Origin of the sequence: Sinorhizobium garamanticum, from assembly GCF_029892065.1 — a bacterium.
GTDB lineage: Bacteria > Pseudomonadota > Alphaproteobacteria > Rhizobiales > Rhizobiaceae > Sinorhizobium > Sinorhizobium garamanticum.
The window spans coordinates 4,025,775-4,050,044 of sequence record NZ_CP120373.1; the positions used below are offsets into that span (position 1 = coordinate 4,025,775).

Below are 24,270 nucleotides of genomic sequence, written 5' to 3' on the forward strand. Positions count from 1 at the left end.
GAGCGAGCCAAATTAGAGAGTGCAAGGGCGGCTCATGATCACTTTCCCGCATCGCCACCTGCTCGGCATCAAGGGCCTCACGGAACAGGATATCACGCTCCTGCTCGATCGCGCCGACGAAGCCGTCAAGATCTCCCGGCAGAGGGAGAAGAAAACCTCTTCGCTGCGTGGGCTGACGCAGATCAATCTCTTCTTCGAAGCGTCGACCCGGACGCAGTCCTCGTTCGAACTGGCGGGCAAGCGTCTCGGCGCCGACGTCATGAACATGTCGGTCGTCAATTCCTCTGTGAAGAAGGGCGAAACCCTGATCGACACGGCGATGACGCTGAACGCGATGCATCCCGACGTGCTGGTCGTGCGCCACTCCTCGGCGGGCGCGGCGGCGTTGCTTGCCCAGAAAGTCTCCTGCTCGGTCGTCAATGCCGGCGACGGTCAGCATGAGCACCCGACCCAGGCGCTCCTCGACGCGCTGACGATCCGCCGTGCCAAGGGCAAGCTCTCGCGGATCATCGTCGCGATCTGCGGCGACGTCCTGCATTCGCGGGTCGCCCGATCCAACATTCTGCTGCTCAACCAGATGGGAGCGCGCGTGCGCGTCGTCGCACCGGCGACACTGCTTCCCGCCGGCATCGCGCAGATGGGCGTCGAGGTCTATCACTCCATGGCGGAAGGGCTGAAGGACGCGGATGTCGTCATGATGCTGCGGCTGCAGCGCGAGCGCATGGCCGGCTCCTTCGTGCCCTCCGTGCGCGAATATTTCCACTACTACGGCCTCGACGCCGACAAGCTGAAAGCGGCCAAGGACGATGCGCTGGTGATGCACCCGGGCCCGATGAACCGCGGCGTCGAGATCGCCTCCGAAATCGCCGACGGTCCGCAGAGCGTCATCGAACAGCAGGTCGAGATGGGCGTTGCCGTGCGCATGGCCGTGATGGAAACGCTTCTCCTTTCGCAGAACCAGGGGCCGCGCCTATGACCAGACCACTCGTTCTGAAAAACCTGCGCATTGTCGATCCTTCACGGGCCCTCGACGAAACGGGCACTATCATCGTCGGCAGCGACGGCCGCATCCTTGCAGCCGGTAGCGATGCCCAGAACCAGGGCGCGCCGCACGGCGCCTTCGTCAAGGACTGTGCCGGCCTTACCGCAGTCCCCGGCCTCATCGATGCGCGTGTCTTCGTCGGCGAACCTGGAAGCGAGCATCGCGAGACGATCGAGTCGGCCTCCCGGGCCGCAGCAGCAGGTGGCGTCACCTCGTTCATCGCCATGCCGGACACAGATCCGGTCATCGACGAGATCGCCCTCGTCGAGTTCGTGCAGAAGACCGCACGCGACAAGGCGCTTGTCAACATCCACCCGGCTGCAGCGCTCACCAAGGGGCTGCTGGGGGAAGAGATGACCGAAATCGGGCTGCTTCGCGACGCGGGCGCCGTCTGCTTCACCAACGGCCGGCAACCGGTTCACGACACGCTGGTTCTGCGCCGCGCGATGACCTACGCGCGGGAATTCGGCGCGGTCGTCGCGCTTGAGGCCCGCGACAAATATCTTGGCGCCAACGGCGTCATGAACGAGGGGCTGCTCGCCAGCTGGCTCGGCCTCCCGGGCGTGCCGCGCGAAGCGGAAATCATTCCGCTCGAACGCGACCTTCGCATCGCCGGACTGACCAAAGCCGCCTACCACGCCGCCGAGATTTCCGTGCCGGAGTCGGCAGACGCCGTGCGCGTCGCGCGCGACCGCGGCACCAACGTCACCTGCGGCATCTCGATCAATCATCTGACGCTGAACGAAAACGATATCGGCGAATATCGGACCTTCTTCAAATTGTCGCCTCCGCTCCGCGGCGAAGACGATCGCGTCGCGATGGCCGAGGCACTTGCAAACGGCACGATCGACATCATCGTATCGTCGCATGATCCGCAGGATGTCGACACCAAGCGCCTGCCCTTCTCCGACGCCGCCGATGGCGCGATCGGTCTCGAAACACTGGCAGCAGCGGCGCTTCGCCTCTACCACGGCGGCGAGGTTCCGCTGATGCGGCTGATCGATGCGATGTCCACCCGCCCGGCCGCGATCTTCGGCCTCGACGCAGGCACGCTGAAGCCGGGCGCGAAAGCCGACATCACCGTTCTCGACCTCGAGGAACCGTGGGTTCTCTACGAGAAAGCGCTGGTTTCGCGCTCGAAGAACACGCCTTTTGAAAATGCCCGCTTTACCGGACGGGTCGTCCAAACTTATGTTGCGGGCAAGCTGGTGCATTCAGCGTAAACCGGAGCTGTTAGGCGGGGGAGGAACCGGTGGAGATATTTTCCTGGCAGCTCGGGCTGCCCGCGACGCTCGCATGTCTCGTCTTCGGGTATCTTCTGGGGTCGATCCCCTTTGGCCTCGTTCTCACCCGCATGGCAGGCCTCGGTGATGTCCGCAACATAGGCTCGGGCAACATCGGCGCAACGAACGTACTTCGAACCGGCAACAAGAAGCTTGCCGCGGCAACTCTCCTCCTCGATGCGCTCAAGGGCACGGCAGCTGCCGTTATCGCCTCTCTTTGGGGCGTCGAAGCTGGCCTTGCCGCCGGCCTTGCCGCTTTCCTAGGACATCTCTATCCGGCCTGGCTCTCGTTCAAGGGCGGCAAGGGCGTCGCGACCTATATCGGCGTGCTGCTGGGCCTTGCACCGGTGATGGTGCTCGTCTTCGGTGCAATCTGGCTCACCGTGGCCAAGATCACGCGTTACTCGTCGCTGAGCGCCCTCACTGCGACCGTCATCACGCCAGTTGCGCTCTATGCGACCGGATACGGAAAAGTGGCGCTGCTGTTCGCAATCATGACCGTCATCACCTGGATCAAGCATCGCGCCAACATCCAGCGGCTGCTCAGCGGCACGGAAAGCCGGATCGGGGAAAAGGGATAATGTTGAACGTCAGCGCCCAACGAACAGGAATCGCGCTGACGGAACGGCAGAGAATCGCCTGGCTGCGGCTGATTCGCAGCGACAATGTCGGTCCCGCCACCTTCCGGGACCTGATCAATCAATTCGGCACGGCAGAGGCGGCGCTTGACGCGCTGCCCGACCTTTCCCGGCGCGGCGGCTCCGATCGAACACTTCGCATTGCGACGGTCGCGGATGCGGAACGAGAACTCGAGGCGGCGCGCCGGTTCGGCGCCGTCTTCGTCGGAATTGGCGAACCGGACTATCCGCCGGCATTGAGGGAGATCGATGGCGCTCCGCCGCTTCTTGCCATGAAGGGTAACATCCGGGCTGCGACGCGCCCTTCCCTCGGCATTGTCGGTTCGCGCAATGCGTCCGTGAGCGGAGCGAAGTTCGCCGCCATGATCGCGCGCGATGCCGGGGCAGCGGGCTATGTCATCACCTCGGGGCTCGCGCGTGGAATCGATACCGCCGCCCATCGCGCAAGCGTCCGGACCGGCACGATCGCGGCACTTGCCGGCGGCCTCGACCAGCCCTATCCACCGGAGAATATCGGGCTGTTGCAGGAGATGACATCCGGCGAAGGATTGGCGATCAGTGAAATGCCCTTCGGCTGGGAACCCCGGGCGCGCGACTTTCCGCGGCGAAACCGGCTCATCGCCGGCGTCAGCCTTGGCGTTACCATCGTCGAGGCGGCCCATCGGTCCGGTTCGCTGATCACCGCCCGTTATGCCGCCGACTTCGGCAGGCTGGTCTTCGCCGTTCCGGGATCGCCACTCGACCCGCGCTGCCACGGCACGAACGATCTCCTGAAACAGGGCGCTACCGTCACGACCTCCTCAGCCGATGTTCTGGAGGCGCTGGCGCCGCTCACGCGAGACGACCTCCTCACGCGTCTTGACGTCAAGGAGCCGACAATCGAAAACACGCGGGCAGCACCTGCGGCACCGGATGACAGCGAGCGCAACCGCATCATCGAGGCGCTCGGGCCGACGCCGGTTGAGATCGATGATATCATCCGCCACACCGCGCTCTCGGCCTCGCAGGTTCACCTCGTGCTTCTGGAACTGGATCTCGCGGGCCAGCTCTGCCGGCATGGGGCAAACCTGGTGTCTCTTGTCCCCAAAGACTGACCCGCCAGTACAGGCTCGCGCACCGTCGAAATACACGCAGACCTGCAGAAAGAAACGACCTTTGGTTGAGAAAACTCGGAATTTGCCGTTTGGTTGCAGTCTGTGGCGATATTGCTATTTTCAATGAAACCCCTTGACCGCGCCCGAATCCCTGTCCATTTCGTGGCGTCAATATCCGGCGCGCCGCATTTGCGCTCTGCCAAAAGAGATTGTCTCAGAGAATGACGATGAATGTTGTAGTGGTGGAATCGCCTTCCAAGGCCAAGACGATCAACAAGTACCTGGGCCCAGGCTACAAGGTGCTTGCTTCGTTCGGCCACGTGCGGGACTTGCCGGCCAAGGATGGATCGGTGCGCCCGGACGAAGACTTCGAGATGTCCTGGGAGGTCGACGGCGCTTCAGCGAAACGCATGAAGGATATCGCCGACGCCGTGAAATCGTCGGACGGGCTGATTCTCGCAACCGACCCGGACCGCGAAGGTGAGGCAATCTCCTGGCATGTGCTGGACCTTCTCAAGAAGAAGAAGGTGATCGGCGACAAGCCGGTCAGCCGCGTCGTCTTCAATGCGATCACAAAAAAGGCCGTGCTCGATGCAATGGCCGAGCCTCGTGCTATCGACATTTCGCTGGTCGATGCTTACCTCGCCAGGCGCGCCCTCGACTATCTTGTCGGCTTCAATCTTTCCCCGGTCCTCTGGCGCAAGTTGCCGGGCGCGCGCTCGGCCGGCCGTGTGCAATCGGTGGCGCTGCGTCTCGTCTGCGATCGCGAGGCCGAAATCGAGCGCTTCGTCACCGAGGAATACTGGAATCTCTCGGCGCTCCTGAAGACGCCGCGCGGCGACGAATTCGAAGCACGTCTCGTCTCGGCCGACGGCAAGCGGCTGCAGCCCAAAGCGATCGGCAATGGCGACGAGGCCAACCGGCTGAAGGCCCTGCTCGATGGCGCGAGCTATGTGGTCGAGAGTGTCGAAGCAAAGCCGGTCAAGCGCAATCCGGGGCCGCCCTTCACCACCTCGACTTTGCAGCAGGCAGCCTCTTCCAAGCTTGGCTTCTCAGCCTCGCGTACCATGCAGGTGGCGCAGAAGCTTTACGAGGGCGTCGACATCGGCGGAGAGACCGTCGGTCTCATCACCTATATGCGTACCGACGGCGTGCAGATGGCGCCCGAGGCGATCGACGCTGCGCGTCTGGCGATCGGCAGCCAGTTCGGTGACCGGTATCTGCCGGAGAAACCCCGCTTCTACTCCACCAAGGCGAAAAACGCCCAGGAAGCGCACGAGGCCATCCGCCCGACGGATTTCAACCGTGTACCCGACCAGGTGCGCCGCTTCCTCGACGGCGACATGCTCAAACTTTACGATCTCGTCTGGAAGCGCGGCATCGCGAGCCAGATGGCTTCGGCCGAAATCGAGCGGACGACTGCCGAGATCATCGCCGACAATGCCGGCGAGAGGGCTGGTCTCAGGGCCACCGGTTCAGTGATCCGTTTCGACGGCTTCATCGCCGCCTACACGGACATGAAGGAAGACGGCGAGCAGCCCGATGACGGCGACGAGGACGGCCGGCTGCCGGAAATCAACGCGCGGGAGAGCCTCGCCAAGCAGAAGATCAATGCCACCCAGCACTTCACCGAGCCGCCGCCGCGCTACTCGGAAGCGACGCTGATCAAGAAGATGGAAGAACTCGGCATCGGCCGTCCTTCGACCTATGCCGCAACCGTTACGACGCTCCTCGACCGGGACTATGTGACGACCGACAAGCGCAAGCTGGTGCCCCAGGCCAAGGGCCGCCTCGTGACAGCCTTCCTGGAAAGCTTCTTCACGCGCTATGTGGAATATGATTTCACCGCGTCTCTGGAGGAGAAGCTCGATCAGATTTCCGCCGGCGACCTCAACTGGAAGGACGTCCTGCGCGAGTTCTGGAAGGATTTCTTCTCTCAGATCGAGGATACCAAGGAACTGCGCGTCACCAACGTGCTCGATGCCCTCAACGAGGAACTGGCGCCGCTCGTGTTCCCGAAGCGAGAGGACGGCGGCGATCCGCGCATCTGCCAGGTCTGCGGGACCGGAAAACTCTCGCTGAAACTCGGGAAATACGGTGCGTTCGTCGGCTGCTCCAATTACCCGGAATGCAACTACACGCGCCAGCTCTCCTCCGAAAGCAATGGCGACGCGGAAGCGTCGGTGTCTAACGAGCCGCTGAGCCTCGGCAAGGATCCGCATACCGGGGAGGAAGTCACGTTGCGCAGCGGGCGTTTCGGACCCTATGTCCAGCGTGGTGAAGGCAAGGACGCAAAGCGCTCCAGCCTGCCCAAGGGCTGGACACCGGCATCGATCGACCATGAAAAGGCCATTGCGCTGTTGTCACTGCCGCGCGACATCGGCGCGCATCCGGAAACCGGCAAGATGATCTCCACCGGCCTCGGCCGCTACGGACCCTTCGTGCTGCACAACGGCATCTACGCCAATCTGGATTCGATCGAGGATGTATTCGCGATCGGGCTTAACCGCGCGGTTTCGGTGCTCGCGGACAAGCAGTCGAAGGGCGCCAACGGCTCCCGCGGACGTACCGCGGCCACGGCGCTCAAGGAGCTCGGAGAACACCCGAACGGCGGCTCGATTACGGTGCGCGACGGGCGGTTCGGTCCCTATGTAAACTGGGGCAAGGTCAACGCCACGCTGCCGAAGGGCAAGGATCCGCAATCCGTGACCGTCGAAGAGGCGCTGGCGCTCATTGCCGAACGCGCCGCCAAGGGCGGCACGACGAAAGGCAAGGCGCCCAAAGCGAAGTCAACGACGGTAAAGGCCGCCAAGACTGCTACGAACGGCGCGGCAAAGACCGCCAAGCCAAAGACCGCCGCCAAGGCGAAATCGAAAGCGGCCGCGAAGGCCAAGAAGGACTGACGTTGACCAGAATCCCGCGCGACCCGACCGCACGGCCCGGAAAGGGCGCAGGCAAGAAGAACGGCCGCGCGGCCAAGACGACACCTGCCGCCGAACGGGAAACGATCATTCACGGCGCGGTTCCGCCGCGCGATGTGCTGATGCGTTTCATCGCCGAGAACCCGCAGCAGGCCTCGAAGCGGGAAATCGCCAAGGCCTTCGGCCTGAAAGGAGAGGCACGTGTCGAACTGAAGGCACTGCTGCGCTCGCTGGAAGAGGATGGACTGGTCGAAAAGAAGCGCAAATCGCTCGTCCGTCCGGGTGCCCTGCCGCCCGTCACCGTCCTCGATATCACGATACGCGACATCGATGGCGAATTGATCGGCCGGCCGGCGGAGTGGCTGGATGACGACGGCGTCGCGCCCGCGGTTCTTATCAAGCAATCCGCTGTCGGCAAGGCAAAAGGCAAGGCGCCCGTCGGCGGTCTCGGCGACCGGGTATTGGCGAAGATATTTCCCTCGAAGGACCGCGGCGGTCCCGCCTATACGGCGCGCATCATCAAGGTCCTCGACAAGCGCAAGGACGCGGTCCTCGGCGTCTTTCGCCCGACTCATGGCGGCGGTGGGCGGCTGATGCCGATCGACAAGCGCGGCGAAGAAATCCTGGTTGACCCGGATTTCACCGGTAACGCTCAGGACGGCGATCTGGTGGAGGTGCATCTAGCCCGCCTCGGGCGGTATGGACTGCCCCGCGCCCAGGTGCAGAACGTTATCGGCTCCGTTGCGTCGGAGAAGGCAATCTCGATGATCGCCATCCATGCGCATGGAATTCCCCACGTCTTTCCCGAGCGCGTGCTGAACGAGGCCGAGGCAGCACGCCCGGCGACGATGGAACACCGCGAGGACTGGCGCTCGTTGCCACTGATCACCATCGATCCGGCCGACGCCAAGGACCATGACGACGCCGTCTACGCGGAGCCCGATCCCTCGCCCGACAATCCGGGCGGCGTGATCGTCACCGTCGCGATTGCCGATGTCTCCTGGTATGTCCAGCCGAAGTCCGCTCTCGACCTCGAAGCGTTGAAGCGCGGGAACTCGGTCTATTTTCCCGACCGGGTCGTGCCAATGCTGCCCGAGCGCATTTCCAATGATCTATGTTCGCTGAAGGAAGGCGTCGACCGTCCCGCGCTCGCTGTCCGGATGCGCTTCTCGAAAGAGGGTCGCAAGGCCGGACACACGTTCCACCGAATCATGATGCGCAGCGCCGCCAAGCTTTCCTACAGCCAAGCCCAGGCCGCGATCGACGGGGCGCCGGACGACAAGACCGGATCGATCCTGGAAACGATCCTCAAGCCGCTCTGGGAGGCTTACCGCACGCTCACGCGCGGACGCGACCGGCGTCAGCCGCTTGAGCTCAACATGCCGGAGCGCAAGATCATCTTGAAACCCGACGGCACAGTCGACCGCGTCTTCGTGCCGGAACGCCTCGACGCGCACAGGTTGATCGAGGAAATGATGATCCAGGCCAATGTCGCCGCGGCAGAGACGCTGGAGCAGAAGAAGCAGGCGCTTATCTATCGCGTTCATGATCAGCCGTCGCTTGCAAAACAGGAGACGCTTCGCGAATTCCTGGCGACGCTCGACATCTCGCTCGTCAAGGGCGGCAACATGCGTTCCAACCACTTCAACGGGGTACTCTCCAAGGCAGAGGGCAAACCTTACGAGACCATGGTCAACGAAATGGTGCTGCGTTCGCAAAGCCAGGCGATCTACAGCCCGGAAAACATCGGCCATTTCGGCTTGAACCTGATGAAGTATGCCCACTTCACCTCTCCCATCCGCCGCTATGCCGATCTGGTCGTGCATCGCGCCCTGGTCACCGCGCTCGGCCTCGGCGCGGGCGGCACGACGCCGCAAGAGGAAGGTGCGCTCGACGATATCGCCGCCGAGATTTCCACCTTCGAGCGGCGCGCGATGGCGGCCGAGCGCGATACGATCGATCGGTTGATCGCGCATCACCTGCACGGACGCATCGGCGAGGAATTCGACGGGCGCGTCTCCGGCGTCACCAAGGCGGGACTTTTTGTCACCCTACCTGCCTATGGTGCCGACGGCTTTATCCCTATATCTACGCTCGGACGCGACTATTACATCTATGACGAGGCCCACCAGGCCCTGTCCGGCGAAAAGTCGGGGCTCGGCTATCGTCTTGGAGATCCGGTACGCGTCAAACTGGAAGAGGCCGTGCCGCTCGCCGGTGCGCTCCGCTTCGAGATGTTGAGCGAAGGGCGAAAGATGCCGACCGCAACACGCTCCTTCCATAAGGCCGGTCGCCGCGACCGACCGGGCGCAGGCAAGCGACCGGGAACGCGGGCACCGCGAGGCAGGCGATAGCCGACAGGACTGCGGAGTCGGGGCAAGAAGGATATCGATATGAAGACATCGGCCACCGAAGAGCTCCATCTCGCGGAAATGGAGGACGGAGACCGTCCCGTCATGCGCTCGATCAAGCGCGGTTTCCTCGGCCGGTGCCCTGCCTGTGGCGATGCGCGCCTGTTCCGGGCCTTCATCAAGTCTGTCGATGCCTGTGCTGCGTGCGGCGAGCGCATGGACCATCATCGCGCCGATGACTTCCCGCCCTATATCGTCGTCACGATCGTCGGCCACGCCGTGCTCGCAGGCTACATGATGACTGACCTCGTGCTCCCGCTTTCGACCTGGCGGCATCTGGCGATCTGGGCACCGGTCACGCTTGCCAGTTCCGTTGCGCTGCTGCAGCCGGTAAAGGGTGCCGTCATCGGACTGCAATGGGCTCTCAAAATGCATGGGTTCGGCGGCAAGGAGGATGGCCCGGAAGACGTGCTTCCGGCGCGAGACGCCTCGGCATGACGCCGGAGCGCCGTAGCGGCAGCGCAGCTTCGCCGCAGTCCGAATCCCCCAGAGGCAGGCCCGTAAGACCGCGGGACGCCGCTTCCATCATGATCCTAGACCGGTCAGGCGCGCGCGTTCATGTGCTCATGGGAAAGCGCCACAGCGCCCATGCCTTCATGCCGGACGTCTATGTCTTCCCCGGCGGCCGGCGCGATCCCTCCGACCATCGGCTGGCTTTTGCGGGCGATCTCCATCCGGCCGTTCTGCAATCGCTAAAGTCGGTCGAAGGGCGACCGCTGACCGAAGCCCGGGCGCGGGCGCTCGCTCTGGCCGCCGTGAGGGAGCTTTACGAAGAGGCCGGCGTCCGCGTCGGCAAGCCAAACCTCAAGCCGAACGCCGGCCTTCCCTTCCTTCCCGATCTTGCAAACTTACGCTATATGGCTCGGGCCATCACTCCTCCGGGACACTCGAGGCGGTTCGACACACGTTTCTTCGCGGTTTTCGCGGATGAGGCCTACATCGACGCTTCGCTGATTCTGGAAAGCCGGGAGCTTCAGGACTTGCAGTGGATCGACGTGAACGACCTTCCGCCCCTCCAGATACCGGAGATCACCGTCACGATCCTTGCGGACCTGAGGAGCAGCCTCGAATCGGATCCCTCCCTTCCTCGTGAAAGGTCGGTGCCGTTTTACTTCATGCGCCGTGGGCGCTTTGTCCGCACGCTCCTCTAAGGGTTCTTTTCGAATGTCAAAGCCGCCGTCCGGTACGCCTGCACCGGTTGACGAAATTCACTGGCTTTCGCTGATTGCGGCCGTAGCCGCAATCACGGCGGTCGGCATTGCCATCGGCCTGGGCCTCCCGCTGCTCAGCATCATCATGGAGAAGCGCGGAATCCCCTCGACACTGATCGGGCTCAACTCGGCAATGGCCGGCTTCGCCTCCATGGCGGCCGCCCCGTTCACGACGAAGTTCGCGCACCGTCACGGTGTCGCTCCGACAATGCTCCTGGCGATATTGTTTGCCGCGGTGAGCGCGCTCGGCTTTTACTACATCACGAATTTCTGGCTGTGGTTTCCCTTGCGTGTCGTCTTCCACGGCGCGATCACCGTGCTTTTCATCCTCTCGGAATTCTGGATCAATGCCACGGCACCGCCCAACCGGCGCGGGTTCGTGCTCGGGATCTACGGTACCGTGCTTTCGCTCGGTTTTGCGAGCGGTCCCCTGCTCTTTTCGATCCTCGGCAGCGAGGGGATATTGCCCTTCGCCGTCGGTGCCGGCGTGATCCTGCTTGCGGCCATACCGATCTTTCTGGCGCGCAACGAAAGCCCCGTTCTCGGCGAGAAACCCGAGCGCCATTTCATGCGCTATGTGTTCCTCGTGCCCACGGCAACCGCCGCGGTCTTCATTTTTGGCGCCGTCGAATCGGGCGGTCTCTCGTTGTTCCCGATTTTCGGCACGCGGGCTGGCTTTACCGAATCGCAGGCAGCGCTGCTGCTGACGGTCATGGGAGTCGGGAACTTCATCTTCCAGATCCCGCTCGGGATGTTGTCCGACCGCGTGAAAGATCGCCGCACGCTCCTATCCGCGATGACGGTGATTGGCCTCATCGGCGCCCTCTGTCTCCCAATGCTGGTCGAAAGCTGGGTCCTGATGGCCCTTGTGCTGTTGTTCTGGGGCGGATGCGTTTCCGGCCTCTACACAGTCGGGCTGAGCCACCTGGGTTCTCGGCTTCAGGGCGCCGACCTCGCTGCGGCCAATGCGGCCTTTGTTTTCTCCTACGCCGTCGGCACCGTTGCGGGTCCGCAGGTGATCGGCGCCGCAATGGACGTTACCGGCAACGACGGTTTCGCCTGGGCGATCGCAGCATTCTTCGGGCTTTATGTTGCGCTTTCGGTGGCTCGGATCGTTTTGAAACCAAAACGGCCTTGACTTTTCGGTCGCGATTTGTAGTTTCGCGCCAACCTTGTCCGTGGCCCGCAACCGGTTGTCCACGGCTTTCATTTTTATAAAGGCAGGACGACCATGGCGAAAGCTACCACCATCAAGATCAAGCTGCTGTCGACAGCCGACACGGGTTTCTTTTACGTCACGACCAAGAACAGCCGTACGATGACGGAAAAGATGACGAAGACCAAATACGACCCGGTCGCGAAGAAGCACGTCGAATTCAAGGAAACGAAGATCAAGTAAGATCAGAGTTCCAGTCTGTTTTAAGGCGCCGGACCGCGAGGTCCGGCGCTTTTTCTTTTGCCTTGTTGTCTTCGACGACGGCCCAATGGTGCGCTGTTCCCGACGCCGGACAGCTCTATCTAGCTGAACTGGAACGAAAAACGCCGCCTCTTGCGAAGCGGCGTTTTGAATGGGGGTCGACTGGCTTCCGACTGCGGCACGAGGAATCCGCAAGCATCGAGAACCAGCCGACCGACCCCACGACCCAGGAGATGCGGCGGACCTGAGCATCATGGGGTAACCGATTGGTGATGGAAGTCACGCTTCCATGAGTATCAGCATTGCCTGAAAATAAAAAAAAATCAACGAATTCTTAATCGCCGGAGCAAGGTTGCTCGGCGTTTGGTTAATTCTGTCTCGTATTCGGACAATGCCGAATCTGCCGCTTATGGAAATGCTTTGCCCCAGCACCAGCGACGCAGCGGAGAATACAACTTTAAAGAAACTTAACAAGAGCCTGAAAAGAGCATTCTAATCGCGGTCGAGTGACCGCATTACTTGCTGCCCTCAAGGTTAGGCGGCCGCCGCCACCACCCTGTTGCGCCCGTTGTTTTTGGCTTGGTAGAGCGCCATGTCGGCGCGCTTCAACAAGGCTTCCGGCGTATCACCCTCGGCTCTCAGGCTGGAGATGCCAAGGGAGGCCGTGACGACGTGAACCGTATCGGCCTGAGGAATAGCGAATGCTCGGCTCTCAACCATCAGACGAAGGCGTTCGGCGACGATTGCCGCCATTTCCGGGGTTGTGTCCGGCATGACGATCACGAATTCCTCGCCGCCAAACCGGCACGCGAGATCCGCACCCCGGACAGTCGCACGCACGCGGTCGGCAAATTCGCGCAGCACTTCGTCGCCCGCATCGTGGCCGTAGGTATCGTTGATGTGTTTGAACCGGTCGATATCAGTGATGCAGATGGAAAGCGGCCGACCGCGAGCGGCGGCCCGGTCCATCAGCAGCTTGAGATGATTGTCCAGGTAACGCCGATTATGCAGGCCCGTGAGATCGTCTGTGATTGCCAGTTCGATCGTCTGCTGGACGCTCGCCCGCAGCCGGTCATTGCAATGTTTGCGGCGGATCTGCGTCAGCGAGCGAGCGACAAGCTCATTGGGATCAACGGGGCGCATGACATAGTCTGTGACGCCAAGTTCGAGCGCCCGAACGACCATCTCGTCACGCCCCTGCTCCGTGACCAGCAGGATCGGTATGAAGCGTGTGCGCTCCAGCGAACGCAATTGCGAGCACAAGCGCAGCGGATCGTAGTCGTCAAAGTTGGCGTTGACGATGACGAGATCAAAATTGCTTTCGGCTGCCTCGAACAAGGCCGCGTGAGGATCCGAAATGACCGAGACGTCGGCGATCGGTTTCAGCGCCCGCAGAAGCCGCTCCTGCGACGAGGCGCGCGCGTCGACTAGGAGAATGTGACCCGGCTCATCCGGGCGATCTGGGCGCGCAAGGTCCTGCAGACCGATCGTATGTGCCGTTTGCGCGCGAAGGCGTAATTCATCGCTGACATTCTTCAGCCGTACCAGGCTTTTGACCCGCGACATCAGTTGCAGATCGTTGACCGGTTTGGTGAGGAAGTCGTCGGCACCGGCCTTCAGTCCACGCACCCGATCGGACGGCTGGTCGAGCGCCGTTACCATTACCACTGGAATATGTGCGGTCCGGCCGTTCGCCTTCAGCCTCTCGCAAACCTCGAACCCATCCATGCCCGGCATCATGATATCGAGCAGCACCAGGTCTACGGGCGTCTTTTCGCAGATCGCCAAGGCAGATTGCCCGTCCCCTGCCGTCAGGACGTCGAAATATTCAGCCAGCAGCCGCGCCTCGAGGAGCTTCACGTTGGCTGGTACGTCATCGACGACGAGGATACGTGCTGTCATCTCAAGTTTCCCGCCACTCAGGCATCGCCAAGATAGGTCTTGATTGTTTCGATGAATTTCGGAACCGAAATCGGTTTGGAGACGTAGGCTTCGCAACCACCCTGGCGAATACGCTCCTCGTCGCCCTTCATGGCGAATGCGGTTACGGCAATGACCGGAATGACGTGCAGCTCATCGTCCTCCTTGAGCCACTTCGTGACTTCCAAGCCGGAAACCTCGGGCAATTGGATGTCCATCAGGATCAGATCGGGCCGGTGCTTGCGCGCAAGCTCGAGCGCCTCCATGCCGTTCCGCGTCTGGATCGTCTGATAGCCAGAAGCCTCAATCAGGTCGCGGAAGAGCTTCATATTCAGCTCGTTGTCCTCAACAATCATCACCTGTTTGGGCATGTCGATACCTTGCTGTCCGCCGCCGCCTTGCAAGTCCATGAGATCACGTTGTGATCGATTCTAATAAGTGAGAGCGGGATGCGAGCGGAAAACCGCAAACACTTTTCCTCATCCCGCTCTAGACATATAAGTTGCACAATCAACGACTCGGCCCATTTCTTCAGTCGCGAGGCTAGCGCTATTTGGTTGAAAAATAGGTAATTCCGGGCGCAAGATGACGAGAGATTCGACACCATGAAGAGCGCTGACGAAACGGCAATCGCCATCCTCGCCTGGCTCGCAGACGAACCGGAGCTTCTGTCCCGTTTCCTCGCCCTGACCGGCACCGACCCCGGTTCACTGCGCACGGCAATCGGCGAGCCGGGCTTTATGGGCGGCTTGGTCGCTTTCCTGATGGACCACGAACCGACGCTAATGGCTTTCTGCGCAGCGACGCAAACGCGGCCGGAAGAAGTGGTCCGGGCACACCAGCTTCTCTCCGGTGCGTCGGATCTCGAGGATAGCTGAGCATGGCCGCCGACCGACCCGACGACGTCGTTCGTCTGGGGCACAGACCCCTGATCGTCAGCGATATCGATGAAGTCGTCCTTGAATTCCTGACACCGTTCAAACTCTTCCTCGAAAGCCGTCAGCACAGGCTGTTGCCCAGTTCTTTCCGCCTGACCGGCAACATCGTCGATCTGGAAAACGGCGAAGCAGCGAGCGAGGCCACTGTGAGGGCGCTGCTCGACGCCTTTTACGATGCGCAGGAGCAGTGGCAGACGCCGGCCACGCTGGTGGTCAACACGCTTGCGGAACTCTCCGCCGAGGCGGATATCGTGTTTCTGACCGCGATGCCACCGCGGCACGCGGCCAAGCGGCGTGCACTGCTCGATGCCCTCGGCCTCCCCTACCCGCTGCTCGCCTCCGAGGAACCAAAGGGCCCGCTTGTAAAGCACCTGCACGGCGACCGGGAACTCCCTATCGTCTTCATCGACGACATCCTGCGCAATCTTCACTCGGTAAGGGATCACGCCCCTTCCTGCCTTCTCATAAACCTGATGGCGAACGCCGAATTTCGCGCTCTCGCCCCTGTACCAGACGCAAGCATCCATGCCGTTACGGATTGGGCGGAGGCTGCGCGGCTGGTCCGCTTTCATTTCGGACTTCCGACGGCGCAGAACTGACCTGGCGCAGCATCTCGATCGGTTCTGTCGGCGCGCCGCTCGTTCGCCGATCGCCACGATCGCCAAATTCAATGCGTAGGTGGTGCCAGTTATTGCACTCATCGGCTCAGATCCAGTCGCATCAGCGGCCGGCCGTCCTTGCGCCGAGCGACCATCTCGAAGCCCGCAGCATTGAAGATCGCCGTCGAACCGATACAGAGCGTTACCGACTTCGGCTGCTTGGTATGGTCGATTGGGCACGCATCGAGATAGCATGCACCTCCCTTTCGCGCGTGATCGATCGCGGCTGCAAGCATGTGGTGGCTCAACCCCTTGCCGCGCAGCGGCGACAACAGGAAGAAGCAACTGACCGCCCAGACGCTTGCGTCTTCCGCCTCACGCTCTTCGAGCGGCCGCGAACACGTCCGCGGCGAATTGAACTGCGGCACGTCATGACGCGGCCCGACCTGAACCCAGGCTACCGGCTTTCCCTCTGAGTAGCCGAGGATACCCGGCGGCGGCCCTGCTTCGATTCGCGCGCGCATGAAGTCCTTTCGCTGGTCGATCGTCATGTTGCCGCGGATTGCATAAGGCAGGCGCAAGGCGACGCACCAGCAGCCGCAGAACGCTCCCTTCGGACCGAAGAGCGCCTCGAAATCCGGCCAGCGATTGGCCGTGACCGGCGCAAATTGCAGGGCGATATCCAAAGTAGCCTCCGAGTGCCGCCTTGAGACTCAGTAGCGTAGAGCGTAAAGTCGCCGCGTTCAACATTTGTTCCGGATATGCCCGACAGCGCTGCATCGATTCCTGGCTTCTGCCGAGACTGCTTCAGGGAACAAACCGTCGCGGTGCGGCGGTGCCTTTCCTGCGGCAGCCCGCGACTTCTTCGCCACCCCGAGCTCTTCAAGCTGACCTTGGCGCATATCGACTGCGATGCCTTCTACGCTTCGATCGAAAAGCGCGACGATCCGGAACTCGCCGATAAGCCAGTGATCATCGGAGGCGGCAAACGCGGGGTCGTTTCAACCGCTTGTTATATCGCCCGCATTCACGGCGTGCGCTCCGCCATGCCGATGTTCAAGGCGCTGGAAGCCTGTCCGCATGCGGTCGTGATCAAGCCGAACATGGAGAAATATTCCCGCGTCGGGCGCGAAGTACGATCGCTGATGCTGGAGTTGACGCCGCTTGTGCAGCCGCTTTCGATCGACGAAGCTTTTCTCGATCTCAGCGGCACCGAGCGGCTCCACCATGATCCCCCGGCCCGCACACTTGCCCGGTTTGCGGGGCGGGTAGAGCAGGAGATCGGCATCACCGTCTCGATCGGTCTGTCCTACTGCAAGTTCCTCGCCAAGGTTGCGTCCGACCTACAGAAGCCGCGCGGTTTCTCTGTTATCGGTCAGGCCGAGGCCGTGGACTTTCTGAAGGAGCGTCCGGTCACAATGATCTGGGGCGTCGGCAAGGCCTTTGCCGCGACGCTCGAACGGGACGGCATCCGCACCATCGGCCAGTTGCAGATGATGGAGGAGGCCGACCTGATGCGCCGCTACGGCACGATGGGCCAAAGGCTCTACCGCCTCTCGCGCGGCCAGGACGAGCGGATCGTGGAGACCGACGGGGAAGCCAAGAGCGTGTCGTCAGAAACCACGTTCAACGACGACCTCTCGCGCCCGGAGGAACTGGTCCCGCATCTGCGGCGGCTCAGCGAACAGGTGGCGTTGCGGCTGCGCAAAGCAGAGCTTGCCGGACAAACCGTCGTCCTCAAGCTCAAGACCGCCGACTTCAAGATTCGCACGCGTAACAGGCGGCTCGACAGCCCGACACGTCTGGCAGATCGTATCTTCCGCACCGGCCTCCAGCTTCTGGAAAAGGAAGTCGACGGAACGCGATACAGGCTAATCGGCATCGGCGTCAGCGACCTGTCCGATCCCGGTTTCGCCGATCCGCCGGATCTGGTGGATCCGGCAGCGACGAGGCGCGCGGCTGCCGAGGACGCCATCAACAAGCTGCGCGACAAGTTCGGCAAGACGACCGTCGAGACCGGCTACACTTTCAGCCACCGGCGTCGCGATCAGTAATGCGGTCGCCTACTGCATGTTTCCGTAAGTCGGAGCCGATTCACAAACGCGCAGCAATTCAAATTCCTACAGCGATCTTGTGCGCCTGAAAGATGCACGGCGCCGCTCGCAGTGATCGAATTCCTTAAATATTGGCGGATACGCTCGTTCGACAGTTCTTGCGTTGGAATGAGAGTATGGTTTTGCGTTTCACTCTCGGAGGCGGGTTCGCCCTCCTGCTGGCGTCGGCGTCGTCCGTCATTGCCGCCAGCGATGCACCGCTGCAGGTGATCGTCTCGACGCAGCAGCAATCGATCGTCGTCTATGACGGTAATACCGTCATCGCTACCTCGAAGGTATCGACCGGGAAAGCCGGCCATTCGACGCCCACGGGGATCTTCTCGATCCTCGAAAAGCGCCGCCACCACAAGTCCAACATCTATTCGAACGCGCCGATGCCGTTCATGCAGCGACTGACTTGGTCCGGAATTGCGCTCCATGGCTCGGGCCACGTACCGAAATACCCGGCCTCGCACGGTTGCGTGCGGTTGCCCAGCAAATTTGCGGCGAAACTGTTCAAGATGACCAGGCACGGAATGCACGTTCTGATATCTGATCGACAGGTGGTTCCTGCCGAGATTTCAAGCGACTCGCTTTTCCAACCGAACCAAACACTTGAGGAAAAGCCGGCTCCGCTTTCGGACGTTCCCCTGCGTCCGGCGCTCAGCCAGAAGGAGAACAATCCACTCGAAGTGGCAATGATCAAGACGGCCTCCGTGCCGACCGCTTCCGCCCAATCGCCGGCACCGATCCGCATCTTGATCACGCGGCGCAGCACCCGCGACACCGTCCGCGAGTTGCAGATGCTGCTAAACAGCCTCGGCTTTGATGCCGGCGTCCCGGATGGCTGGACCGGTCCCGCCACGTCTGACGCCGTGCGCGCCTTCCAGTCTGCCGAAGGTCTTCCACCCGACGGCAAAATAACGCCGGAACTGATCGACAAGGTGTTCCGCAAGGCCGGCCGCGAAAAGCCGTCGAACGGCATCTTGCTCGTGCGTCAACGGTTCCAACCGCTCTTCTCGGCCGACGTCGACATCGAGCAGCCGGAAGCCGCATTGGGAACGCATTTCCTGCAGTTCCAGGATCACGATCCCGCAAGCGGCACCGGCAAGTGGTTTGGCGTTTCCCTGGAAAACCACTTGTCCGCGTCGATGAAAAAACGTCTCGGCGTTTCCGTCGATGCCGATCCTTCGGCGTCCAATGCGCTTCAGGCAACGCTGGACCGGATCATCGTCTCCGCCGATGTGCGGGCCCGGATCGTAGGCCTTCTCGTCAATGGATCGTCGCTATCGATCTCTGATTCGGAGAGCGGGCAGGAAACCGGCGAGGGAACGGATTTCATCACCATCACACGCTCGCTGCCGCACTGACAGCGCCCCGCCGCACGCCTTTAATACTGCTAATACTGCGCAATTCCGGGCGGAAAACCGCGCACGCTTTTCCTCATCCCGCTTTAGACAAGCTCGACATCGACGACGCCGGGGGCCGAGCGGAGCGCCGCGGCAATCTCGGGCGAAATGCGGTATTTCTCGTTGAGCTCGACCTCGATCTCCCGCTGACCGTTTTCCTTGATGACCACGAAGGAAACGAGACCATCACCCTTCGTGTTGAGATGGGAGGCGATGGAGCGCAGCGGACCGGCGTCCCGGACAAAAACCCTGAGCGCCTTCTGCATCTGAAGCGATTCCTCTTCGAGAGATCGCAAAGTCTGAATGCGGAGGCCGATCCCTTCCGGCCGCTCCTCGGCGGCCACCGTCATGACCAGCGACTTGCCCGGCTCCAGTAGATCGCGATACTGGTTCAGCATTTCCGAGAAGAGAACGGCCTCGAACTGGCCCGATGCGTCGGAGAAGGCGACGATCCCCATCTTGTTGCCGGTGCGCGTCTTGCGCTCCTGCTTCGAGGTTACCGTTCCAGCGAGCCGGCCGGCGGTCGCCCCTTGCTTCACCGCCGCTGCGAAATCCGCAAATGTCTGCACGCGCATCTTCGCCAGCAGCTTGTTGTAAGTATCGAGCGGATGGGCAGAAAGATAGAAGCCGAGCACCTGATACTCCCGGTGCAGCTTCTCGGAGGCAAGCCAAGGCGTGTAGGCCGGCAGCGCGATCCTCTCCGGTCCAGTGGCGGCACCGGCCCCGAACATATCGCTCTGGCCGCTCACCTTGTTTTCCTGCGCGCGCTGGGCAAAGCCCAGGACCCGATCAAGACCGCCGATGAGTTCGGCCCGGTCGTAGCCGAAGCAATCAAAAGCGCCTGCGGCGATCAGGCTTTCGAAAACACGCCTGTTCAGGAGCTTCGGGTCGATCCGGAGGCAGAAGTCCTCGAGGCTCGCGAAGGGCCGTTCGCCACGAACCGCAACGATATGCTCGACGGCCGACTCACCGACGCCCTTGATGGCGGCAAGTGAATAGTAGATGCGGTTGTCGCCGGTCTCGAAATGGCGAAACGAGGTCTGCACCGACGGCGCGATCACTTCTATACCGAGGCGCATGGCGTCCTGGCGGAAATCGTTGATCTTATCCGTGTTGGACATATCGAGCGTCATCGACGCAGCGAGGAACTCGACCGGATAATGCGCCTTCATATAGGCGGTCTGGTAGGAGACGATGGCGTAGGCGGCCGCATGCGACTTGTTGAAGCCGTAGTTGGCGAACTTCGCAAGCAGGTCGAAGATCAGATCGGCCTGCGGTTTCGACACGTCGTTCTTGACGGCCCCTTCGACGAAGCGGGCGCGCTGCTTGTCCATCTCCTCCTTGATCTTCTTACCCATGGCGCGGCGCAACAGATCGGCCTCGCCGAGCGAATAGCCCGAGAGCACCTGGGCGATCTGCATCACCTGCTCCTGGTAGACGATGACGCCCTGCGTCTCCTTCAGCAGATAATCGATCTTCGGATGGATCGACTCGATTTCTTCCTCGCCGTGCTTGCGGGCGTTGTAGACCGGAATGTTTTCCATCGGGCCTGGGCGGTAGAGCGCAACGAGGGCGATGATGTCCTCGATGCAGTCCGGCCGCATGCCGATCAACGCCTTGCGCATGCCGGCGCTTTCCACCTGGAACACGCCGACCGTCTCGCCGCGGGAAAGCATCTCGTAGGTCTTCACATCGTCAAGCGGAATGCTCGCAAGATCGATATGGATGCCACGCTTGGCGACAAAATCGACCGCGGTCTTCAGCACCGTCAGCGTTTTCAGGCCAAGGAAGTCGAATTTGACGAGGCCGGCCTGCTCCACCCACTTCATGTTGAACTGGGTCACCGGCATGTCCGAGCGCGGATCGCGGTACATCGGCACCAGCTTCGAGAGCGGCCGATCGCCGATGACGATGCCGGCGGCGTGCGTCGAGGCATGGCGGTAGAGGCCCTCGATCTTCTGGGCGATATCGAGAAGGCGAGCCACGACCGGCTCCTTTTCCGCCTCCTCCTGCAGCCGCGGCTCCTCCTCGATCGCTTTCGAAAGCGGCGTCGGATTGGCAGGGTTGTTCGGCACCAGCTTGCAGATCTTGTCGACCTGGCCATAGGGCATTTCGAGCACGCGGCCGACATCGCGCAACGCCGCGCGCGCTTGCAGCGATCCGAAGGTGATGATCTGCGCCACCTGCTCGCGACCGTATTTGCCCTGGACGTAGCGGATGACCTCTTCACGCCGGTCCTGGCAGAAGTCGATATCGAAGTCCGGCATCGACACGCGTTCGGGATTGAGGAAGCGCTCGAACAGCAGCGAGAAACGCATCGGATCAACGTCGGTGATCGTCAGCGCATAGGCCACCAGCGATCCCGCACCCGAGCCGCGGCCCGGGCCGACGGGAATGTCGTGCTGCTTGGCCCATTTGATGAAGTCCGAAACGATCAGGAAGTAGCCCGGGAACTTCATCCGTTCGATGACGCCTAGTTCGAAGGCCAGCCGCTCGCGGTAATCCTCTTCCTTGTAGCCGGGGGCCATGCCGAGCTTCGCCAGGCGGACCTCAAGCCCCTCCTCCGCCTGCCGGCGGAGCTCCGCCGCCTCCGCACGTTCTGCTTCCTCCGGGTCCTCCGAAGCGCCGGTGAAGCGCGGCAGGATCGGCCCACGGGTCTTCAGCATGAAGGAGCAGCGCCGGGCGATCTCGATCGTGTTCTCCAGGGCTTCCGGAAGATCGGCGAAGAGCGCCGCCATCTCCTTGCGGCTTTTCAGATAGTGGTCCGGTGTCAGCCGGAACCGGCTGTCATCCGAAACCATCGCGTTGTGCGCGACCGCCATCAGAGCGTCGTGCGCATCATAGTCAGCCGGCGCAGGAAAGAACGCCTCGTTGGTCGCCACCAGCGGTACATCAAAGCGATAGGCGAGTTCGATCATGCGGCTCTCGTGGCGCCGGTCATAGTTGCCGTGCCGCTGCAGTTCCAGATAGAGCCGGTCGCCGAAGAGCTCGATCAACGCCTTCAGGCGGGTCTCTGCCAGAACCGTCGAGCCCGCCCTCAATGCCAAGTCGATCGGGCCGCTTGCCGCCCCCGTCAGCGCGATCAGGCCATCGGTCCCGCCCTCAGCCAGCCATGACCGCGTTATTCGCGCCGCCTGGCTGCCCTCGCCGTCGAGATAGGCGCGGCTGACGAGGTCGACGAGCCGTACATAGCCGGCGTCCGTTGCGGCGATCAGCACGAGCGACGGCAGCTTTGCAAGCTGATGATGATGGCCGCGCCGTTCTGCTTCCGCCTCGTCTTCCATGTCGATCGACAACTGGCAGCCAATGATCGGCTGCAAGCCGTCATCCGCCGCCTTTTGTGAAAATTCGAGCGCAGCAAAAAGATTGTTGGTGTCGGCAATGCCAATGGCCGGTTGGTCATCCGCAACAGCCTTGCCGATGACTTTCTTCAGCGGCAACGCACCCTCGAGCAGCGAGAAGGCCGAATGCACGCGCAAGTGAACAAACTGCGGATCCGTCGCAGCTGCGCCCTGCCCAAGGCTCTGGTCATTCGCCATCGTTACACTCCGATTCCCGTTCGGAGCAGAGGATATCCCGTTTCCGGTCCTTGATGTCCAGCGCAACGACCGGGACCGCCGTCTTTTTCAACATTGCATCCGAGGTAGCACAGATCCGACGCCGCCGCGCCATGCGAAGCCGCGCCGGCGCAGAAGGATCACAATCCGAGCGCAATCACCGAAATGCTGGCGATGAACAGGCTCATGGAGGCGAAGGCGGCGAGATCACGAACGAAATCAGTCATTAGATGGCTCCTTTCCGCTATTGTTTTTCTTTTGTTCTTTTTTTGTTCCATAGTCAAGTAAGCCTGCATAAAAGATCCCGCAATTCAAAGGTGATGGTTAACGCGCCTGTGGCTGGGCGCCGTCAGGGTTCGGAGGCCTGGTGCATCGACGTTTGTTCCCTTTTTGTTCTTTACAAGCTGGCGATGTTACGGCATCCTCGCTCACGAAAATGGGAGCACGCTCATGTTCAGCATCAAGGAACTCACCGACTTCATCGTCGAGGCAAAATCGAGGACATATGTCGGCGACGGCGCGGCCCTGCCCGCCTGCAGGCTCGGCTCGCGCGATATCGGTCACCAGCGCGGCGCGTGGCGCTATCTCGACAGCTATTTTGGCGGAACGGATTTTGCCGGCCAGGAAGCAGTCTGGCATGATGGCAAACCGCGCTGGGCGATGAACTACTTCGGTCGCATTATCCGTCGGGACTTGATCGATGCGGAACGAGCCGGCACCGTTATTAAAGCTGCACTACAGACCATGTATCGCGACAAGCGCCATTTCCTCGGCGGCACGGAATATCAGCACGCCTACGGTTGTTACGTCGACAGCAGCCGCGGCGCGACCGATCATTTTTCCGGACGCGAGGTCATTTTCGTCGATGGCGAAGAGGCCTACGAGCTCGATTATCGAGGCGGGCTCATCGTTCCGTGACGAGATCACGGTGATTTTGGGTCGAATCGGCCGAAATTCATCGTGATTGACTCTAATAAGTTGAGACGCGGATGTGGGCAGAAAACCGCGCGCACTTTTCCCGCATCCCGCTCGATAGCGCCTTAAGCCTACTTCAGTTCAACGACCTTCCCATCCTCGATCGTCACACGGCGATCCATCAGGGAGGCGAGTTCATGGTTGTGCGTCGCAATCAGTGCGGCAAGGCCCGACTGGCGTGCCAGGGCCTCCATCGCCTCGAAAACATAGCCAGCGGTCTCGGGATCGAGATTGCCGGTCGGCTCATCAGCCAGGAGAACGAGAGGCGCATTGGCCACGGCGCGGGCGATCGCAACGCGCTGCTGCTCGCCGCCGGAGAGTTCGCCCGGTCGATGGCTGGCACGGTGGCCGATGCGCATATAATCGAGCAAAGCGGCGGCTCTCTCCGCTGCTTCCGCCTTCGGCAGGCCGGCGATTAGTTGCGGCATCATGATGTTTTCCAGCGCGGAAAATTCCGGCAGCAGGTGATGGAACTGATAGACGAAGCCGATCTCCTTGCGCCGGATCGCGGTGCGCCGATCATCGCTGAGCCCGTTGCAAGCCAAACCGTTCACGACGACTTCGCCCGCGTCCGGATGTTCGAGCAGGCCTGCGACATGCAAGAGCGTCGACTTGCCGGTTCCCGAAGGCGCCACGAGCGCGACGGTCTCGCCGCTTCGCAGTGTGAAATCGACACCTTTGAGGATCGGCAGGTAGGTTTCACCCTCTCCGTAGTGCCGCTCGATGCCGGAGAGCTGCAGTGCCACACGCGCATTCATTTTG

Annotated in this window: 21 protein-coding genes; 15 read left to right on the forward strand and 6 right to left on the reverse strand. The window is 61.7% G+C overall.

Annotated elements, in window-relative coordinates; genetic code table 11:
* Positions 1 to 34 precede the first annotated feature (34 nt).
* The 10 genes from PZN02_RS19075 to rpmG all read left to right on the forward strand — a co-directional run bounded on the left by PZN02_RS19075 (position 35) and on the right by rpmG (position 11,999).
* Entirely contained in the window at positions 35 to 976 is a 942-nt protein-coding gene (locus tag PZN02_RS19075) for an aspartate carbamoyltransferase catalytic subunit (RefSeq protein ID WP_280659466.1), read from the forward strand.
* The gene (locus PZN02_RS19080) at positions 973 to 2,265 is read left to right on the forward strand and encodes a dihydroorotase (protein WP_280659467.1); all 1,293 of its coding nucleotides are present in this window, start codon (positions 973 to 975) and stop codon (positions 2,263 to 2,265) included. Before PZN02_RS19075 ends, PZN02_RS19080 begins: the two co-directional genes overlap by 4 nt.
* Positions 2,266 to 2,294: 29 nt before the next feature.
* Positions 2,295 to 2,906 carry a glycerol-3-phosphate 1-O-acyltransferase PlsY gene (plsY, locus tag PZN02_RS19085; RefSeq protein WP_280659468.1) on the forward strand — a complete coding sequence of 204 codons (612 nt, stop codon included), beginning with the start codon at positions 2,295 to 2,297 and terminating at the stop codon, positions 2,904 to 2,906.
* Positions 2,906 to 4,057 (forward strand): DNA-processing protein DprA, encoded by a 1,152-nt coding sequence (gene dprA, locus PZN02_RS19090; protein ID WP_280659469.1) that lies wholly within the window; start codon positions 2,906 to 2,908, stop codon positions 4,055 to 4,057. The genes plsY and dprA overlap by 1 nt, the downstream gene beginning before the upstream one ends.
* A 227-nt stretch (positions 4,058 to 4,284) precedes the next feature.
* Entirely contained in the window at positions 4,285 to 6,960 is a 2,676-nt protein-coding gene (gene topA, locus PZN02_RS19095; protein ID WP_280659470.1) for a type I DNA topoisomerase, read from the forward strand.
* A gap of 2 nt (positions 6,961 to 6,962) precedes the next feature.
* Positions 6,963 to 9,332 carry a ribonuclease R gene (gene rnr / locus PZN02_RS19100; RefSeq protein ID WP_280659471.1) on the forward strand — a complete coding sequence of 790 codons (2,370 nt, stop codon included), beginning with the start codon at positions 6,963 to 6,965 and terminating at the stop codon, positions 9,330 to 9,332.
* 39 nt (positions 9,333 to 9,371) lie between these two features.
* On the forward strand, positions 9,372 to 9,827 hold the full coding sequence (locus PZN02_RS19105; RefSeq protein WP_280659472.1) for a DUF983 domain-containing protein: 456 nt from the start codon (positions 9,372 to 9,374) through the stop codon (positions 9,825 to 9,827).
* The gene (locus PZN02_RS19110) at positions 9,824 to 10,540 is read left to right on the forward strand and encodes an NUDIX hydrolase (RefSeq protein WP_280659473.1); all 717 of its coding nucleotides are present in this window, start codon (positions 9,824 to 9,826) and stop codon (positions 10,538 to 10,540) included. The genes PZN02_RS19105 and PZN02_RS19110 overlap by 4 nt, the downstream gene beginning before the upstream one ends.
* 13 nt (positions 10,541 to 10,553) lie before the next feature.
* The gene (locus PZN02_RS19115) at positions 10,554 to 11,738 is read left to right on the forward strand and encodes an MFS transporter (RefSeq protein ID WP_280659474.1); all 1,185 of its coding nucleotides are present in this window, start codon (positions 10,554 to 10,556) and stop codon (positions 11,736 to 11,738) included.
* 93 nt (positions 11,739 to 11,831) lie between these two features.
* A complete protein-coding gene (gene rpmG / locus PZN02_RS19120) occupies positions 11,832 to 11,999 on the forward strand; it encodes a 50S ribosomal protein L33 (RefSeq protein ID WP_006727600.1) in 168 nt (55 codons plus the stop codon).
* A gap of 552 nt (positions 12,000 to 12,551) precedes the next feature.
* On the opposite strand, the gene PZN02_RS19125 is transcribed toward rpmG, so the two are convergent.
* Both PZN02_RS19125 and PZN02_RS19130 read right to left on the reverse strand, forming a co-directional pair.
* The gene (locus tag PZN02_RS19125) at positions 12,552 to 13,919 is read right to left on the reverse strand and encodes a PleD family two-component system response regulator (protein WP_280659475.1); all 1,368 of its coding nucleotides are present in this window, start codon (positions 13,917 to 13,919) and stop codon (positions 12,552 to 12,554) included.
* Between the two features lie 17 nt (positions 13,920 to 13,936).
* Entirely contained in the window at positions 13,937 to 14,308 is a 372-nt protein-coding gene (locus PZN02_RS19130; protein WP_037382972.1) for a response regulator, read from the reverse strand.
* A 234-nt stretch (positions 14,309 to 14,542) separates the two neighbouring features.
* Between PZN02_RS19130 and PZN02_RS19135 the strand changes: the two genes are divergently transcribed.
* Positions 14,543 to 14,815, forward strand: a complete 273-nt coding sequence (locus tag PZN02_RS19135; RefSeq protein ID WP_280659476.1) for a DUF3572 domain-containing protein — start codon at positions 14,543 to 14,545, stop codon at positions 14,813 to 14,815.
* A 2-nt stretch (positions 14,816 to 14,817) separates the two neighbouring features.
* Positions 14,818 to 15,474: a hypothetical protein gene (locus PZN02_RS19140; RefSeq protein WP_280659477.1), complete on the forward strand. Its 657-nt coding sequence runs from the start codon at positions 14,818 to 14,820 to the stop codon at positions 15,472 to 15,474.
* Between the two features lie 98 nt (positions 15,475 to 15,572).
* Here PZN02_RS19140 and PZN02_RS19145 read toward each other — a convergent pair whose 3' ends face one another.
* Positions 15,573 to 16,160 carry a GNAT family N-acetyltransferase gene (locus PZN02_RS19145; RefSeq protein WP_280659478.1) on the reverse strand — a complete coding sequence of 196 codons (588 nt, stop codon included), beginning with the start codon at positions 16,158 to 16,160 and terminating at the stop codon, positions 15,573 to 15,575.
* 75 nt (positions 16,161 to 16,235) lie between these two features.
* Here PZN02_RS19145 and PZN02_RS19150 point away from each other — a divergent pair, with 75 nt between their 5' ends.
* Both PZN02_RS19150 and PZN02_RS19155 read left to right on the forward strand, forming a co-directional pair.
* On the forward strand, positions 16,236 to 17,528 hold the full coding sequence (locus PZN02_RS19150; protein WP_280659479.1) for a DNA polymerase IV: 1,293 nt from the start codon (positions 16,236 to 16,238) through the stop codon (positions 17,526 to 17,528).
* A gap of 182 nt (positions 17,529 to 17,710) precedes the next feature.
* Positions 17,711 to 18,937 carry a L,D-transpeptidase family protein gene (locus PZN02_RS19155; protein ID WP_280661550.1) on the forward strand — a complete coding sequence of 409 codons (1,227 nt, stop codon included), beginning with the start codon at positions 17,711 to 17,713 and terminating at the stop codon, positions 18,935 to 18,937.
* A gap of 83 nt (positions 18,938 to 19,020) precedes the next feature.
* Here PZN02_RS19155 and dnaE read toward each other — a convergent pair whose 3' ends face one another.
* Together dnaE and PZN02_RS19165 are read right to left on the reverse strand one after the other, a co-directional pair.
* The gene (gene dnaE, locus PZN02_RS19160) at positions 19,021 to 22,515 is read right to left on the reverse strand and encodes a DNA polymerase III subunit alpha (RefSeq protein WP_280659480.1); all 3,495 of its coding nucleotides are present in this window, start codon (positions 22,513 to 22,515) and stop codon (positions 19,021 to 19,023) included.
* Positions 22,516 to 22,673: 158 nt separating this feature from the next.
* Positions 22,674 to 22,829 (reverse strand): hypothetical protein, encoded by a 156-nt coding sequence (locus PZN02_RS19165; protein ID WP_280659481.1) that lies wholly within the window; start codon positions 22,827 to 22,829, stop codon positions 22,674 to 22,676.
* Between the two features lie 154 nt (positions 22,830 to 22,983).
* Here PZN02_RS19165 and PZN02_RS19170 point away from each other — a divergent pair, with 154 nt between their 5' ends.
* Positions 22,984 to 23,451 (forward strand): DUF5680 domain-containing protein, encoded by a 468-nt coding sequence (locus PZN02_RS19170; protein WP_280659482.1) that lies wholly within the window; start codon positions 22,984 to 22,986, stop codon positions 23,449 to 23,451.
* Between the two features lie 128 nt (positions 23,452 to 23,579).
* Here the strand turns inward: PZN02_RS19170 and PZN02_RS19175 are convergent, their stop codons facing one another.
* On the reverse strand, positions 23,580 to 24,266 hold the full coding sequence (locus PZN02_RS19175) for an ABC transporter ATP-binding protein (RefSeq protein ID WP_280659483.1): 687 nt from the start codon (positions 24,264 to 24,266) through the stop codon (positions 23,580 to 23,582).
* Positions 24,267 to 24,270 lie beyond the last annotated feature (4 nt).

Coding starts and splice junctions, on each gene's coding strand:
- PZN02_RS19075 (WP_280659466.1), top strand. CDS start 35: ATGATCACTTTCCCGCATCGCCACCTGCTCGGCATCAAGGGCCTCACG.
- PZN02_RS19080 (WP_280659467.1), top strand. CDS start 973: ATGACCAGACCACTCGTTCTGAAAAACCTGCGCATTGTCGATCCTTCA.
- dprA (WP_280659469.1), top strand. CDS start 2,906: ATGTTGAACGTCAGCGCCCAACGAACAGGAATCGCGCTGACGGAACGG.
- topA (WP_280659470.1), top strand. CDS start 4,285: ATGAATGTTGTAGTGGTGGAATCGCCTTCCAAGGCCAAGACGATCAAC.
- PZN02_RS19105 (WP_280659472.1), top strand. CDS start 9,372: ATGAAGACATCGGCCACCGAAGAGCTCCATCTCGCGGAAATGGAGGAC.
- PZN02_RS19110 (WP_280659473.1), top strand. CDS start 9,824: ATGACGCCGGAGCGCCGTAGCGGCAGCGCAGCTTCGCCGCAGTCCGAA.
- PZN02_RS19115 (WP_280659474.1), top strand. CDS start 10,554: ATGTCAAAGCCGCCGTCCGGTACGCCTGCACCGGTTGACGAAATTCAC.
- rpmG (WP_006727600.1), top strand. CDS start 11,832: ATGGCGAAAGCTACCACCATCAAGATCAAGCTGCTGTCGACAGCCGAC.
- PZN02_RS19125 (WP_280659475.1), bottom strand. CDS start 13,919: ATGACAGCACGTATCCTCGTCGTCGATGACGTACCAGCCAACGTGAAG.
- PZN02_RS19130 (WP_037382972.1), bottom strand. CDS start 14,308: ATGCCCAAACAGGTGATGATTGTTGAGGACAACGAGCTGAATATGAAG.
- PZN02_RS19135 (WP_280659476.1), top strand. CDS start 14,543: ATGAAGAGCGCTGACGAAACGGCAATCGCCATCCTCGCCTGGCTCGCA.
- PZN02_RS19140 (WP_280659477.1), top strand. CDS start 14,818: ATGGCCGCCGACCGACCCGACGACGTCGTTCGTCTGGGGCACAGACCC.
- PZN02_RS19150 (WP_280659479.1), top strand. CDS start 16,236: ATGCCCGACAGCGCTGCATCGATTCCTGGCTTCTGCCGAGACTGCTTC.
- dnaE (WP_280659480.1), bottom strand. CDS start 22,515: ATGGCGAATGACCAGAGCCTTGGGCAGGGCGCAGCTGCGACGGATCCG.
- PZN02_RS19165 (WP_280659481.1), bottom strand. CDS start 22,829: ATGCAGGCTTACTTGACTATGGAACAAAAAAAGAACAAAAGAAAAACA.
- PZN02_RS19170 (WP_280659482.1), top strand. CDS start 22,984: ATGTTCAGCATCAAGGAACTCACCGACTTCATCGTCGAGGCAAAATCG.
- PZN02_RS19175 (WP_280659483.1), bottom strand. CDS start 24,266: ATGAATGCGCGTGTGGCACTGCAGCTCTCCGGCATCGAGCGGCACTAC.